This is a genomic window from Pseudomonas sp. R-28-1W-6 (assembly GCF_009799925.1).
Classification (GTDB): Bacteria; Pseudomonadota; Gammaproteobacteria; order Pseudomonadales; family Pseudomonadaceae; genus Aquipseudomonas.
In genome coordinates this window covers 54440-68760 of record NZ_WELK01000001.1, presented here as the reverse complement: position 1 = coordinate 68760, position 14321 = coordinate 54440, and the positions used below count along the sequence as shown (strand labels likewise).

Sequence of the window (14321 nt, the reverse complement as noted above, 5' to 3'; positions counted from 1 at the left end):
CCGCTCACAGGCTCCTTCATGCACGACTACGTCAACTGGCTGCGCCACGCTTCGCCCTATATCAATGCCCACCGCGACTGCACCTTCGTGGTCATGCTGCCCGGTGAGGGCGTTGCCCACCCGAATTTCGGCAATATCGTCCACGACCTGGTGCTGCTGCACAGCCTCGGCGTGCGCCTGGTCCTGGTGCACGGCTCGCGCCCGCAGATCGAGGCGCGCCTGGCCGACCGCGGGCTGACCCCGCGCTTTCACCGCGACCTGCGCATCACCGACGGGCCGACCCTGGAATGCGTGATCGACGCCGTCGGCCAGCTGCGCATCGCCATCGAGGCGCGCCTGTCGATGGACATGGCTGCCTCACCGATGCAGGGCTCGCGCCTGCGCGTCACCGGCGGCAACTTCGTCACCGCGCGGCCGATCGGCGTGCTCGATGGCGTCGACTACCACCACACCGGCGAAGTGCGCCGGGTCGACCGCAAGGGTATCGGCCGCCAGCTCGACGAGCGCAGCATCGTCCTGCTGTCGTCGCTCGGTTATTCGCCCACCGGGGAGATCTTCAACCTGGCCTGCGAGGACGTTGCCACCCGCGCCGCCATCGATCTGCAGGCCGACAAGCTGCTGCTGTTCAGCGCCGAGCGCGGCCTGCTCGACGAGAGCGGCAAGCTGGTCCGCGAGCTGCGCCCGCAGCAGGTGCCGCAGCACCTGGCGCGGCTCGGCGCCTGCTACCAGGCCGAACTGCTGGATGCTGCCGCCGAGGCCTGCCGCGGCGGGGTCAAGCGCAGCCATATCGTCAGCTACATGGACAACGGGGCGCTGCTCACCGAGCTGTTCACCCGCGACGGCGGCGGCACCCTGGTCGACCAGGAGCAGTTCGAGTCGCTGCGCGAGGCGACCATCGAGGACGTCGGCGGGCTGATCGACCTGATCACCCCGCTGGAGGATCAGGGCATCCTGGTGCGCCGCTCGCGCGAGGTGCTGGAGCGCGAGATCGAGCAGTTCAGCATCGTCGAGCGCGACGGCCTGATCATCGCCTGCGCCGCGCTATACCAGATCGCCGACGCGGACGCCGGCGAGCTGGCCTGTCTGGCGGTGAATCCCGACTACCGCCATGGCGGTCGCGGCGACGAGCTGCTCGAGCGCATCGAGGAGCGCGCCCGCGCCCAGGGCCTGAAGACCCTGTTCGTGCTCACCACGCGCACCGCGCACTGGTTCCAGGAGCGCGGCTTCAAGCCCAGCAGCGTCGAGCGCCTGCCGGCGGCGCGGGCCTCGCTGTACAACTATCAGCGCAATTCGAAGATCTTCGAGAAGACCCTGTAGGCCGGGGCGGGCGCAATGCCAAAGGGCCGCAATGGCGGCCCTTTGGCTGTGTGGCGGGGGCGAATCAGGCGCTGCGGCGCTTGTGCTGTTCGAACTGCTCGTTGCCATCGTCCCAGCCGGCTTCCCAGGCCGCGGCCAGGACCTCGGCGGGGTAGGGTTGCTGGTGCAGCGGCTGGCCGGTGAGGCCGGCCATGTAGCCTTGCTGATAAGCCTTGTTCAGGCTTTCCAGGCTCCAGTGGCGATCTGCGTTGTTGCGGTCTTCGGGGGACGTCATCGGGCGTGGCCAATGCGGATGTCCCACAAGGCTAGTCGGCTGGCGCCCCGGGCGGAAGGAACTGGATCACCCGTTTGCGCGGCAAATGGCGGATTTGTGACGGGCTGCCGCTAATCGGCCCAGCCCGTCACCCAGGTCGTTGATTTCAGACGCTGAGGCCGAGAATGCTGGCCTGGTAGGCGGCGACAAAGGTGTCGAAATCGCCGGCCTCGGCGCCTTCCAGTTCGGCCTGCTCGGCCAGCGACTGGGCGGCCATGGCCTCGAAGCTCGCCACCTGGGCCGCACTCAGCGGTTGGGCGCGCAAGGCCTGCGCATGTTCCTGGCTGTGGCGCAGGGCAAAGGCGCGGAAGCTCTCGCCGCGCTCGCGCAGCTCGGCCAGCACCCGGGCCGAAGGCGTCAGGCTGCAGTCGTCGACCTTGGCCTGTTGCCGTTGCAGGGCCAGCTGGTAATGCTCGCCGCCATGGGCCTGGTCGAGCAGCCGGCTGATCGGTGCGAAGCTCTGCAGCAGCTCCGTGGCCCAGGCCTTGAGCTCCACCGGCTGGCCCTGGCGCTGCAGGTGCAGGCCGGGGCGGCGGCCTTCCTTGACCGTCTTGAGGAAGTTCTCGGTGCAGCTGCGGCATTCGCCGCCCTCCAGCAGCGGGCTGTCCTGCAGGGCGCAGAACAGGATGAAGGCGTCGAGGAAGCGCGCCTCGTCCAGGTCGATGCCCAGCGGCAGGTAGGGGTTGATGTCCAGGCAGCGCACTTCCACGTACTGCACGCCGCGGGCGATCAGCGCCTGGATCGGCCGCTCGCCGGAGTAGGTCACGCGCTTGGGGCGGATGCTCGAGTAGTACTCGTTCTCGATCTGGATGATGTTGGTGTTGAGCTGCTGCCACTCGCCGGCGGCGTTCTTGGTGCCCAGCTCGGCGTAGGCCGGATAGGGCGTGGCCACCGCCGAGCGCAGGCTCTCGGTGTAGCTGGCGAGGTCGTTGTAGCAGGGGGTCAGGCCGGCCTGGGCGCTGCTCTGGTAGCCCAGGTCGCTCATGCGCAGGCTGGTGGCGTAGGGCAGGTAGAGGGTCTGCTCGTCGAGCTGCTGCAGCTGGTGCGGACGTTCGCGCAGGAAGCTGCGGTCGAGCGCCGGCGAGGCGCCGAACAGGTACATCAGCAGCCAGCTGTAGCGGCGGAAGTTGCGGATCAGGGCGATGTAGCGCGCCGACTGGTAATCGCGCAGTGCGTCGCTGTCGCCATCCAGTTGCTGCAGCAGCGGCCAGAGCCGTTCCGGCAGGCTGAAGTTGTAGTGGATGCCGGCGATGCACTGCATGGTCTTGCCGTAGCGCAGGGCCAGGCCCTGGCGGTAGACGTACTTGAGGCGGCCGATGTTGGAGCTGCCGTAGCGGGCGATCGGGATGTGTGCCTCGTCCGGCAGCAGGCCGGGCATCGACGGGCTCCACAGGTATTCGTCGGTCAGCTTGCTGTAGGCGAAGCGGTGGATCTGTTCGAGGTCGGCCAGGGTGGTCGCCGGGTCGGGCTCGGCCGGGGTGATGAACTCCAGCAGGGCCTCGGAATAGTCGGTGGTGATCTGCGGGTGGGTCAGGGCCGAACCTAGTGCGCGCGGGTGGCCGCTCTGGGCCAGTTCGCCGCTGGCCGTGACGCGCAGGCATTCGCGCTCGATGCCGTGCAGACACTGGGTCAGCAGGGGCAGGACTGCGGCGTCGCCAAGCAGGGCCAGGCGGCGGGAGAGGAGATCGCTCAAGTTCGGGGTTCCTTCACGCGTGAGTCGCCCAAATATGGGGGTGGACTGCGCACTCTACAAGGGGGGAGGCGCGACGACTGTCTGCGCGGATGGCCGGGCAGTTGGCACAGTCGTTCGGCGTGGGGCCGGCGGCGCGTGCGGGCACGCGGCCACCGGGGGCTGACGGCTTACTTGCAGATGAAGGTGGCCTGGGCGCTGGCGACCAGCTTGTCGCCCTGCTGCACCCGCGCTTCCAGCACGTGCACCTTGCGCCCGGCATTCAGCACGCGGGCGGTGCAGACGATCTCGCCCTGCTCGACCGCGCGGATGTAGTTGACCTTGCATTCCAGGGTCATGCTGCCGGCTTCGCCGCCGAACAGGCTGTGGCTGGCCTGGCCGAGGGCGGTGTCGATCAGCGAGAACAGCGCGCCGCCGTGCATGCGCCCGTGCAGGTTGAGCAGGTGCTCCTGCATGCTCATGCGGACTTGCGCTTCGCCGTTTTCGGCCTTGTCGATGGTCATGCCGAGCAACTTGCTGAAGTTGCTGTCCTGGCCGACGGGGCTGCTCATGGGTTATTTCCTCAAGTTCTTGGCGTTGGCGAACAGCGCGGCCATGCCGGCATTGGCCGGGGCCGGCTTGTCCTGGCTGGAGTGGCGTTCGCTGCGCGGCGGGTTGCCGCCGCGGCTCTGCCCGCCGTTGCCGGGGCGCCCGCCACGCGGGCCGTCGACCTTCTCGCCGGGGGTGTCGCTCATGCGCATGGACAGGCCGACGCGGGCGCGCGGGATGTCCACTTCCATGACCTTGACCTTGACGATGTCGCCGGCCTTGACCACCTCGTACGGGTCCTTGACGAACTTCTCCGACAGCGCGCTGATGTGCACCAGGCCGTCCTGGTGCACGCCGATGTCGACGAAGGCGCCGAAGTTGGTGACGTTGGTCACCACGCCTTCCAGCACCATGCCCGGCTTGAGATCCTTGAGGGTCTCGACGCCTTCCTGGAACTCGGCGGTCTTGAATTCCGGGCGCGGGTCGCGGCCGGGCTTGTCGAGTTCCTTGAGGATGTCGCTGACGGTCGGCAGGCCGAACTGTTCGTCGGTGAATTTAGCCGGGTCGAGGCGGCGCAGGAAGGCCGAGTCGCCGATCAGCGAACGGATATCGCGGGAGGTGGCCTGGGCGATGCGCTGCACCAGCGGGTAGGTTTCCGGGTGCACGGCGGAGGCGTCCAGCGGGTTGTCGCCGTTCATCACGCGGAGGAAGCCGGCGGCCAGCACGTAGGTCTTCTCGCCCAGACGCGGCACCTGCTTGAGGGCGTCGCGGGTCTTGAACGCGCCGTGGGCGTCGCGGTGGGCGACGATATTCTGCGCCAGGGTCGCGTTGAGCCCGGAAATGCGCGCCAGCAGGGCGGCGGAGGCGGTGTTGACGTCCACGCCGACGGCGTTCACGCAGTCTTCCACCACGGCGTCCAGGCTGCGCGCCAGCTTGAGCTGGGACACGTCGTGCTGGTACTGGCCGACGCCGATGGACTTCGGGTCGATCTTCACCAGCTCGGCCAGCGGGTCCTGCAGGCGGCGGGCGATGCTCACGGCGCCGCGCAGGGAGACGTCGAGCTCGGGGAATTCCCTGGCCGCCAGCTCCGAGGCCGAATACACCGAGGCGCCGGCCTCGCTGACCATGATCTTGGTCATCTGCAGGGTCGGCAGCAGCTTGATCAGCTCGATGGCCAGCTTGTCGGTCTCGCGGCTGGCGGTGCCGTTGCCGATGGCGATCAGGTCGACGTTGTGCTTGGCGCACAGCTTGCCGAGGATCGCCAGGGTCTCGTCCCAGCGGTTGTGCGGCACGTGCGGGTAGACGGTGGCGGTATCCAGCAGCTTGCCGGTGGCGTCGACCACGGCGACCTTGCAGCCGGTGCGCAGGCCCGGGTCCAGGCCCAGGGTGGCGCGCGGGCCGGCCGGGGCGGCGAGCAGCAGGTCGTGCAGGTTGCGGGCGAACACGCCGATGGCGTCGTCTTCGGACTTCTCGCGCAGCTCGCCGAACAGGTCGGTTTCCAGGTGGGTGTAGAGCTTGACCTTCCAGGTCCAGCGCACCACCTCGCCCAGCCACTTGTCGGCGGCGCGGCCGCGGTTGTCGATGCCGAAGCGCTCGCCGATCATCGCCTCGCACGGGTGCATGCTGCCCGGTGCTTCGTCGCCGACCTTGAGGCTGGCGCCGAGGATGCCCTCGTTGCGCCCGCGGAAGATCGCCAGGGCGCGGTGCGACGGCATGCTCTTCAGCGGCTCGTCGTGCTCGAAGTAGTCGCTGAACTTGGCGCCTTCGGCCTCCTTGCCGGCGACCACGCGGGCGCTGAGGGTGGCGTTGTCCTTGAGGAAGCCGCGCAGGCGCTCGAGCAGGGTGGCGTCCTCGGCGAAGCGTTCCATGAGGATGTACTTGGCGCCTTCCAGCACGGCCTTCACATCGGCGAAGCCCTTCTCGGCGTCGATGAAGCGCGCGGCCTGTTCTTCCGGGTTCAGCGTCGGGTCGGCGAACAGGCCGTCGGCCAGTTCGCCGAGGCCGGCTTCCAGGGCGATCTGGCCCTTGGTGCGGCGCTTCTGCTTGTACGGCAGGTAGAGGTCTTCCAGGCGCGTCTTGGTGTCGGCCAGGTTGATCTCGCGGGTCAGTTCGGGGGTCAGCTTGCCCTGTTCCTCGATGCTGGCGAGGATCGCCGTGCGGCGCTCGTCCAGTTCGCGCAGGTAGCGCAGACGTTCTTCCAGGTTGCGCAGCTGGGTGTCGTCCAGGCTGCCGGTGACCTCTTTCCGGTAGCGGGCGATGAAGGGCACGGTGGAGCCTTCGTCGAGCAGCGCCACGGCGGCGGCGACCTGTTGCGGGAGAACGCCGAGTTCTGCGGCGATACGCTTGTTAATGCTGTCCATACACCTACCTGACAAAACTGCGCGGTAACGGCAGCCGGCCGAGCCGACCGCAAAGCGGCGCATTATAACCACCGAGTTTTGCCGGCATGGGCAGCCGGTCGGGAAAAATCTGCTAACAATGGTCGAAGCGGCGCGCGCCGCGCTTGCGCCATAATGCCGCCACTGTTTACTGGGGAGTTGCCATGAGCACTGCTGCTGCGCCGGAAGGCGAAAAGATCCTGATCGTCGACGACGATCCCGGCCTGCGTCGCCTGCTGGAGCGCTTCCTCAGCGAGCAGGGTTACCGCGTGCGCGCGGTGGAAAACGTCGAGCAGATGGACCGCCTGCTGTCCCGCGAGCTGTTCCAGCTGCTGGTGCTCGACCTCATGCTGCCCGGCGAGGACGGCCTGTCCGCCTGCGGCCGCCTGCGCGCGGCGAACAACCAGCTGCCGATCATCATGCTCACCGCCAAGGGCGACGAGGCCAGCCGCATCCAGGGTCTGGAGCAGGGCGCCGACGATTACCTGGCCAAGCCGTTCAACCCGCGCGAGCTGCTGGCGCGGATCAAGGCCGTGCTGCGCCGCCAGGTGCCCGTGGTGCCGGGCGCACCGGGCAGCGAGGACGCCAGCGTCAGCTTCGGCGAGTACGAGCTGTCCCTGGCCACCCGCGAGCTGAAGAAGGGCGAGGAGGTGCACATGCTCACCACCGGCGAGTTCGCCGTGCTCAAGGCCCTGGTCCAGCATGCCCGCGAGCCGCTGACCCGCGACAAGCTGATGAACCTGGCCCGCGGCCGCGAATGGGACGCCCTGGAGCGCTCCATCGACGTGCAGATCTCCCGCCTGCGCCGGCTGATCGAGCCGGACCCGTCCAAGCCGCGCTATATCCAGACGGTGTGGGGAGTGGGCTACGTGTTTGTGCCGGATGGCAGCAAGTAGCCCGTAGGGTGGATGACGCCTTGTTCATCCGCGAAAAACCCGCTGGGTGGATCGATCGGGCGCGATCCACCCTACGACGGCCTTTTCGCCCATCACCAGGCCTCGTCATGTTGGGCTTCGCTGCGCTCAACCCAACCTACATCGAGCTCCCATGAAAACCCCGCTGTGGTTCCCGCAAAGCTTCTTCGCCCGCACCCTCTGGCTGGTGCTGGTGGTCGTGCTGTTTTCCAAGGCGCTGACCCTGGTCTACCTGATGATGAACGAGGACGTGCTGGTCGACCGCCAGTACAGCCACGGCGCGGCGCTGACCCTGCGCGCCTACTGGGCGGCGACCCCAGCCGAGCGCGCGCATATCGCCGCGGCGGCGACCCTGGAGCAGGTGGCCGCCGAGCAGGTGCCGCCGACCGAGCAGCACTGGCCCTACTCGGAAATCTTCCTGCGGCAGATGCAGGCCGAGCTGGGCCCGGACACCGAGGTGCGGGTACGGGTCAAGAGCCCGCCGGCGCTGTGGGTGCGCGCGCCGAGCCTGGGCGACGGCTGGACCAAGGTGCCGCTGTACCCGCACCCGCTGCGCGGGCAGAAGATCTGGAGCGTGCTGGGCTGGTTCCTCGGCATCGGCCTGCTGTCCACGGCGGCGGCGTGGATCTTCGTGCGCCAGCTCAACGCGCCGCTCAAGCGCCTGGTGTTCGCCGCCCGCCAGCTCGGCCAGGGGCGCAGCGTGCGCCTGCCGGTGAGCGACACGCCGAGCGAGATGACCGAGGTCTACCGTGCCTTCAACCAGATGGCCGAGGGCGTCGAGCAGGCCGCCCGCGAGCGCGAGCTGATGCTGGCCGGGGTCTCCCATGACCTGCGCACCCCGCTGACCCGCCTGCGCCTGTCCCTGGAGCTGCTCGACAGCGACTCGGAGCTGACCGAGGACATGGTCCGCGACATCGAGGACATGGACGCCATTCTCGACCAGTTCCTCGCCTTCATCCGCGACGGCCGCGACGAGAAGCTGGAGGCGACCGACCTCGGCGAGCTGATCCGCGAGGTGGTGGCGCCCTACAACCAGCAGCAGGAGCGGGTGCGCCTGTGCCTGGAACCGGTGCCGCCGTTCCCGCTGCGGCGCATCTCGATCAAGCGCCTGCTGGTCAACCTGCTGGAGAACGCCCTGCGCTATGGCGGCCACGGGGTCGAAGTGGCCGCCTATGTCTCCGGCGACCACGGCGCGCCTTACGTGGTGCTCAGCGTGCTGGACCGCGGCCCGGGCATCGACCCGGCCGAGCGTGGCGAATTGTTCAACCCCTTCATCCGCGGCGACCGCGCCCGTGGCGGCAAGGGCAGCGGCCTCGGCCTGGCCATCGTCAAGCGCATCGCCGCCCTGCATGGCGGCAGCGTCGAACTGCGCAACCGCTCCGGTGGCGGCCTGGAGGCGCGCATCTGCCTGCCGCTGGGGCTGCTCTTGCCGCGCGATGCGGCCTGATGCCTGGTCTCCCGTAGGGTGCGCCGCGCGGGTAGCCCGCCCCTCTTTCTGGTGCGCACGGCGCGCCCTGCGCGAATGCATCGCCCCACGCCGCGCCAACAAAAAGCCCCGCACTAGGCGGGGCTTTTTGCATGGCGGCAAGGCTTACAGGCCGGCGGCGGCGCGCAGGTCGGCAACCTTGTCGGTCTTTTCCCAGGTGAAGGTGGTGAAGCTGTCGCCAGCCACGGTCACTTCCTCCGGGGTGCGGCCGAAGTGGCCGTAGGCCGCGGTGGCACGGTACATCGGGTGCAGCAGGTCGAGCATCTTGGTGATGGCGTACGGACGCAGGTCGAACACTTCGCGCACCAGCTGGATGATCTTGTCTTCGGCGATCTTGTGGGTGCCGAAGGTGTTGATCGAGATCGAGGTCGGCTGGGCCACGCCGATGGCGTAGGAAACCTGGATCTCGCAGCGGTCGGCCAGGCCGGCGGCGACGATGTTCTTGGCCACGTAGCGGCCGGCGTAGGCGGCCGAGCGGTCAACCTTGGATGGGTCCTTGCCGGAGAACGCGCCGCCGCCGTGACGGGCCATGCCGCCGTAGGAGTCGACGATGATCTTGCGTCCGGTCAGGCCGCAGTCGCCCACCGGGCCGCCGATCACGAAGTTGCCGGTCGGGTTGATGTGGAACTGGGTGCCCTTGTGCAGCAGCTCGGCCGGCAGGGTGTGCTTGATGATCAGTTCCATCACCGCCTCGCGCAGGTCGCTCAGGCTGACCTCCGGGTTGTGCTGGGTGGACAGCACCACGGCGTCGATACCGACCACCTTGCCGTTCTCGTACTGGCAGGTGACCTGGCTCTTGGCGTCCGGGCGCAGCCACGGCAGCAGGCCGGACTTGCGCGCTTCGGCCTGGCGCTCGACCAGGGCGTGGGACAGGCGGATCGGCGCCGGCATCAGCACGTCGGTTTCGTTGCTGGCGTAGCCGAACATCAGGCCCTGGTCGCCGGCACCCTGGTCTTCCGGCTTGGCGCGGTCGACGCCCTGGTTGATGTCCGGGGACTGCTTGCCAATGATGTTCAGCACGCCGCAGGTGGCGCCGTCGAAGCCGACGTCGGAGTTGGTGTAGCCGATGTCGCAGATGACGTCGCGGACGATCTGTTCCAGGTCGACCCAGGCGCTGGTGGTGACTTCGCCGGCGACGATGGCCACGCCGGTCTTGACCAGGGTTTCCACGGCCACGCGGGCGTGTTTGTCCTGGGCGATGATGGCGTCGAGGACGGCATCGGAAATCTGGTCGGCGATCTTGTCCGGATGGCCTTCGGACACGGACTCGGAGGTAAACAGGGCGTATTCGCTCATTTCAAAATCCTATTCATACCTGGTTTGGCGGGTTTGCTTCGCATCCGGCTTGGCGAAGTGCCGTACCTGAATCTGAAAGCCGTTCTTGAGGCCCACATAGAGGCTCTCGCCGGGCGTGAGCCCCGCGGCATCGGCCCAGCGGGCCAGATCTTCCTGGTCGAAGCCGAGCCAGAGATCGCCGCAGGCCGTCCTGGCCCAACTCTGGTCATGGCTGCACAACTCGGTGATCAGCAGGCTGCCGGCCGGTTTGACCAGGCGTGCCAGCTGCTTGAGCGCCTCGGCCGGGGCGGCGAAATGGTGCAGCACCATGTTCACCACCACGCAGTCGGCGGCGCCGATCTCGTCGTTCAGGGCATCGGCGAGCTGCAGCTCGACATTGCCCAGTTGTTCTTGCGCGCAGCGCTGGCGCGCCAGCTCGAGCATCGCCGCGCTGTTGTCCAGCGCGGTGACCCTGGCAAAGCGCCGTGCCAGCTCGGGCAGAAAGCCGCCGTCGCCGGGGCCGACTTCCAGGGCCGTGGCTTGGTGCGCGAAGCCCAGCGCATCGAGCAGGGCCAGCACGCTGTCGCGGTACTGCGGCAGGCCGGCGATCAGGTCCTGCTGGGCCTGGAACTTGTCCGCGGTCTTGGCGAAGAAGTCGCGGCTGGCCGCCGCACGCTGGGCGTGCACGGCGGCGATACGCGCCTGCACCTCGGCCGGCAGTTGCAGTTCGTCGACTTCCGTCAGTAGCGCGGCGTGCAGGGTGCCGCCGAGCAGCTCGCCGTGCGGCAGGGCGCGGCGGTAGAAGATCGCATTGCCCTCGCGGCGGCTGGCCACCAGGCCGGCCTGGGCCAGCACCTTGAGGTGGTGGCTCATGCCCGACTGGCCGATGGCGAAGATCTGCGCCAGCTCCAGCACGCCGAACGAGTCGTTGGCCAGCGCGCGCAGCACGTTCAGGCGCAGCGGGTCGCCGCCGGCCTTGCACAGGGCGGCGAGCTCGTCGGCTGGCTCGAAACGGATCTGGGGCACGCGCATATTCATAGGGGCGGCAGTCTAGTCGGTCACTTTTCATCCAGCAATATCAATATCAAAACTTTTTGATATTGAGGTGTGGGCGGGTCGGCCGGCAGCTTTCGTCGATCTTTCATTGCCCCGCAGCGCCTGGCTGGGCGAAAATGCGCGCCTTTTTCCGCCCTTTCATTAAGCAACAGTCCGTCCAGGAGATTCAGCGATGCCCAGCCGTCGTGAGCGTGCCAATGCCATTCGTGCCCTCAGCATGGATGCTGTGCAGAAAGCCAACAGCGGCCACCCGGGTGCCCCCATGGGCATGGCGGACATCGCCGAAGTGCTGTGGCGCGACTACCTGCAGCACAACCCGCAGAACCCGAACTGGGCCGACCGCGACCGCTTCGTGCTGTCCAACGGCCACGGCTCGATGCTGATCTACTCGCTGCTGCACCTGACCGGCTACGACTTAGGGCTAGACGACCTCAAGCAGTTCCGCCAGCTGCACAGTCGCACCCCGGGCCACCCGGAATACGGCTACACCCCGGGCGTCGAGACCACCACCGGCCCGCTCGGCCAGGGCATCGCCAACGCCGTCGGTTTCGCCCTCGCCGAGAAAGTGCTGGGTGCGCAGTTCAACCGTGACGGCCACGCCATCGTCGACCACTTCACCTACGCCTTCCTCGGCGACGGCTGCATGATGGAAGGCATCAGCCATGAAGTCTGCTCGCTGGCCGGCACCCTGGGCCTGGGCAAGCTGGTCGCCTTCTACGACGACAACGGCATCTCCATCGACGGCGAAGTGCACGGCTGGTTCACCGACGACACCCCGGCGCGCTTCGAAGCCTACGGCTGGCAGGTGATCCGCAATGTCGACGGCCACGATGCCGAAGAGATCAAGATCGCCATCGAGACCGCGCGCAAGTCCACTGACCGTCCGACCCTGATCTGCTGCAAGACCGTGATCGGCTTCGGTTCGCCGAACAAAGGCGGCAAGGAAGAGTGCCACGGCGCGCCGCTGGGCAATGACGAGATCGCCGCCACCCGCGCCCAGCTGGGCTGGACTCACGGCCCGTTCGAGATCCCGGCGGACATCTACGCCGAGTGGGACGCGAAGGAAGCCGGCGCTGCCCGCGAAGCCGCGTGGAACGACAAGTTCGCCGCCTACGCCGCCGCCCATCCGGAGCTGGCTGCCGAGTTCAAGCGCCGGGTTGCCGGTGAGCTGCCGGCCGACTTCGCCGAGAAGGCCGCCGCCTATATCAAGGATGTCGCCGAGAAGGGCGAAACCATCGCCAGCCGCAAGGCCAGCCAGAACGCGCTGAACGCCTTCGGCCCGCTGCTGCCGGAATTCCTCGGCGGCTCGGCCGACCTGGCCGGCTCCAACCTGACCCTGTGGAAGGGCTGCAAGGGCGTGTCCGCTGAAGACGCTTCCGGCAACTACATGTTCTACGGCGTGCGCGAGTTCGGCATGAGCGCGATCATGAACGGCGTGGCCCTGCACGGTGGTTTCATCCCCTACGGCGCGACCTTCCTGATCTTCATGGAATACGCCCGTAACGCCGTGCGCATGTCCGCCCTGATGAAGCAGCGCGTGCTGTACGTGTTCACTCACGACTCCATCGGCCTCGGTGAAGACGGTCCGACCCACCAGCCGATCGAGCAGCTGGCCAGCCTGCGTGGCACGCCGAACCTCGACACCTGGCGTCCGGCCGACGCGGTGGAATCCGCGGTGGCCTGGAAGTACGCCATCGAGCGCGCCGACGGCCCGTCCGCGCTGATCTTCAGCCGGCAGAACCTGCCGCACCAGAGCCGCGATGCCCAGCAGCTGGCAGACGTGGCCCGCGGCGCCTACGTGCTCAAGGACTGCGTCGGCGAGCCGGAACTGATCCTGATCGCCACCGGTTCGGAAGTCGGTCTGGCCGTGCAGGCCTACGCCAAGCTGACCGAGCAGGGCCGCAAGGTGCGCGTGGTGTCCATGCCGTCCACCTCCGTGTTCGACCAGCAGGACGCCGCCTACAAGCAGGCCGTGTTGCCGCTGCAGGTCGGCGCGCGCATTGCCATCGAGGCCTCGCACGCGGACTACTGGTACAAGTACGTGGGCCTGGAAGGGCGCATCATCGGCATGACCACCTTCGGTGAGTCCGCCCCGGCCCCGGCGCTGTTCGAGGAGTTCGGCTTCACCGTCGACAATATCCTGGAAACCGCCGCCGAACTGCTGGACGCCTGATCCAGGATGGTGGATGGCTGCGGCCATCCACCCTACGTGACTCCACCCTTGCGTAGGGTGGAAAACCCGCAAAGCGGTTTTCCACCTGCCGGACCGACGAAGAACCCATGGCCAAACGCCCCTATAAAGTCGCCCTCAACGGCTACGGCCGCATCGGCCGTTGCGTGCTGCGCGCCTTGCACGAGCGTGGCGCCGCGGCCGGTTTCGAGATAGTCGCGTTGAACGACCTGGCCGACCAGGCCAGCATCGAATACCTGACCCGCTTCGACTCCACCCACGGCCGCTTCCCCGGCGAGGTGCAGGTCGACGGCGATTGCCTGCATATCAACGGCAACTGCGTGAAGGTGCTGCGCCAGGCCACGCCAGAGGCCATCGACTGGGGCGCGCTGGACATCGACCTGGTGCTGGAATGCTCCGGCGTCTACCACAGCCGCGCCGATGCCGAGCGCTTCCTGGCCGCCGGTGCGCCGCGGGTGCTGTTCTCCCAGCCGATGGCCAGCGAGGCGGATATCGACGCCACCGTGGTGTTCGGTGTCAACCAGGCCTGCCTGAGCGGTGCCGAGAAGCTGGTGTCGAACGCCTCCTGCACCACCAATTGTGGGGTGCCGCTGCTCAAGCTGCTCGACGAGACAGTGGGGATCGAGTACGTGTCGATCACCACCATCCACTCGGCGATGAACGACCAGCCGGTGATCGACGCCTACCACCATGAAGACCTGCGCCGCACGCGTTCGGCCTTCCAGTCGGTGATCCCGGTATCCACCGGCCTGGCCCGCGGTATCGAACGCCTGCTGCCGGAACTGACCGGGCGCATCCAGGCCAAGGCCATCCGCGTGCCGACGGTCAACGTGTCCTGCCTGGACATCACCCTGCAGACCGCCCGCGACACCAGTGCCGAAGAGATCAACCGGGTGCTGCGTGAAGCCGCCACCAGCGGCCCGCTCAAGGGCCTGCTGGCCTACACCGAGCTGCCCCACGCCAGCTGCGATTTCAACCACGACGCCCATTCGGCGATTGTCGACGGCAGCCAGACCCGGGTGTCCGGCCCGCGGCTGGTCAACCTGCTGGCCTGGTTCGACAACGAATGGGGCTTTGCCAATCGCATGCTCGACGTTGCCCAGCATTTCCTCGACGTTTCCACCTGTTCCACCGAACAGACAGCCATTAACCAGCCCCTTGTGAAGGACTGAC

11 protein-coding genes are annotated in these 14321 nt (G+C 67.7%); 5 read left to right on the top strand and 6 right to left on the bottom strand.

Annotation, left to right across the window (positions count from 1 at the left end):
* The first annotated feature begins 18 nt into the window (after positions 1 to 18).
* Complete coding sequence (gene argA, locus F3I62_RS00305; protein WP_160487705.1) at positions 19 to 1317, top strand: amino-acid N-acetyltransferase; 1299 nt, start codon at positions 19 to 21, stop codon at positions 1315 to 1317.
* Between the two features lie 64 nt (positions 1318 to 1381).
* Here argA and rmf read toward each other — a convergent pair whose 3' ends face one another.
* From rmf to F3I62_RS00285, 4 genes are all read right to left on the bottom strand, one after another.
* Complete coding sequence (rmf, locus tag F3I62_RS00300) at positions 1382 to 1591, bottom strand: ribosome modulation factor (protein WP_160487704.1); 210 nt, start codon at positions 1589 to 1591, stop codon at positions 1382 to 1384.
* A 145-nt stretch (positions 1592 to 1736) separates the two neighbouring features.
* Positions 1737 to 3323: a glutamate--cysteine ligase gene (gene gshA / locus F3I62_RS00295; protein WP_160487703.1), complete on the bottom strand. Its 1587-nt coding sequence runs from the start codon at positions 3321 to 3323 to the stop codon at positions 1737 to 1739.
* A gap of 167 nt (positions 3324 to 3490) precedes the next feature.
* Positions 3491 to 3871, bottom strand: coding sequence for a PaaI family thioesterase (locus F3I62_RS00290; protein ID WP_160487702.1), 381 nt, complete (start codon positions 3869 to 3871; stop codon positions 3491 to 3493).
* A 3-nt stretch (positions 3872 to 3874) separates the two neighbouring features.
* Positions 3875 to 6208 carry a Tex family protein gene (locus F3I62_RS00285; RefSeq protein ID WP_160487701.1) on the bottom strand — a complete coding sequence of 778 codons (2334 nt, stop codon included), beginning with the start codon at positions 6206 to 6208 and terminating at the stop codon, positions 3875 to 3877.
* A 182-nt stretch (positions 6209 to 6390) separates the two neighbouring features.
* On the opposite strand from F3I62_RS00285, the gene ompR reads away from it, so the two are divergent.
* Positions 6391 to 7122 carry a two-component system response regulator OmpR gene (ompR, locus tag F3I62_RS00280; RefSeq protein WP_160487700.1) on the top strand — a complete coding sequence of 244 codons (732 nt, stop codon included), beginning with the start codon at positions 6391 to 6393 and terminating at the stop codon, positions 7120 to 7122.
* Between the two features lie 151 nt (positions 7123 to 7273).
* Entirely contained in the window at positions 7274 to 8587 is a 1314-nt protein-coding gene (locus F3I62_RS00275) for an ATP-binding protein (RefSeq protein ID WP_160487699.1), read from the top strand.
* Between the two features lie 144 nt (positions 8588 to 8731).
* Here the strand turns inward: F3I62_RS00275 and metK are convergent, their stop codons facing one another.
* Together metK and F3I62_RS00265 are read right to left on the bottom strand one after the other, a co-directional pair.
* Positions 8732 to 9922, bottom strand: coding sequence for a methionine adenosyltransferase (gene metK, locus F3I62_RS00270; RefSeq protein WP_160078050.1), 1191 nt, complete (start codon positions 9920 to 9922; stop codon positions 8732 to 8734).
* Positions 9923 to 9931: 9 nt separating this feature from the next.
* On the bottom strand, positions 9932 to 10939 hold the full coding sequence (locus F3I62_RS00265; RefSeq protein WP_160487698.1) for a metalloregulator ArsR/SmtB family transcription factor: 1008 nt from the start codon (positions 10937 to 10939) through the stop codon (positions 9932 to 9934).
* Between the two features lie 190 nt (positions 10940 to 11129).
* Between F3I62_RS00265 and tkt the strand changes: the two genes are divergently transcribed.
* Positions 11130 to 13130: a transketolase gene (gene tkt / locus F3I62_RS00260; protein WP_160487697.1), complete on the top strand. Its 2001-nt coding sequence runs from the start codon at positions 11130 to 11132 to the stop codon at positions 13128 to 13130.
* Positions 13131 to 13237: 107 nt separating this feature from the next.
* Positions 13238 to 14320, top strand: a complete 1083-nt coding sequence (epd, locus tag F3I62_RS00255) for an erythrose-4-phosphate dehydrogenase (protein WP_160487696.1) — start codon at positions 13238 to 13240, stop codon at positions 14318 to 14320.
* Position 14321: the final 1 nt, after the last annotated feature.

What these genes read in the sequence shown, in the direction of transcription:
- tkt (WP_160487697.1), top strand. Translation starts at nt 11,130, where the DNA reads ATGCCCAGCCGTCGTGAGCGTGCCAATGCCATTCGTGCCCTCAGCATG.
- rmf (WP_160487704.1), bottom strand. Translation starts at nt 1,591, where the DNA reads ATGACGTCCCCCGAAGACCGCAACAACGCAGATCGCCACTGGAGCCTG.
- epd (WP_160487696.1), top strand. Translation starts at nt 13,238, where the DNA reads ATGGCCAAACGCCCCTATAAAGTCGCCCTCAACGGCTACGGCCGCATC.
- argA (WP_160487705.1), top strand. Translation starts at nt 19, where the DNA reads ATGCACGACTACGTCAACTGGCTGCGCCACGCTTCGCCCTATATCAAT.
- F3I62_RS00275 (WP_160487699.1), top strand. Translation starts at nt 7,274, where the DNA reads ATGAAAACCCCGCTGTGGTTCCCGCAAAGCTTCTTCGCCCGCACCCTC.
- metK (WP_160078050.1), bottom strand. Translation starts at nt 9,922, where the DNA reads ATGAGCGAATACGCCCTGTTTACCTCCGAGTCCGTGTCCGAAGGCCAT.
- F3I62_RS00290 (WP_160487702.1), bottom strand. Translation starts at nt 3,871, where the DNA reads ATGAGCAGCCCCGTCGGCCAGGACAGCAACTTCAGCAAGTTGCTCGGC.
- F3I62_RS00265 (WP_160487698.1), bottom strand. Translation starts at nt 10,939, where the DNA reads ATGAATATGCGCGTGCCCCAGATCCGTTTCGAGCCAGCCGACGAGCTC.
- F3I62_RS00285 (WP_160487701.1), bottom strand. Translation starts at nt 6,208, where the DNA reads ATGGACAGCATTAACAAGCGTATCGCCGCAGAACTCGGCGTTCTCCCG.
- ompR (WP_160487700.1), top strand. Translation starts at nt 6,391, where the DNA reads ATGAGCACTGCTGCTGCGCCGGAAGGCGAAAAGATCCTGATCGTCGAC.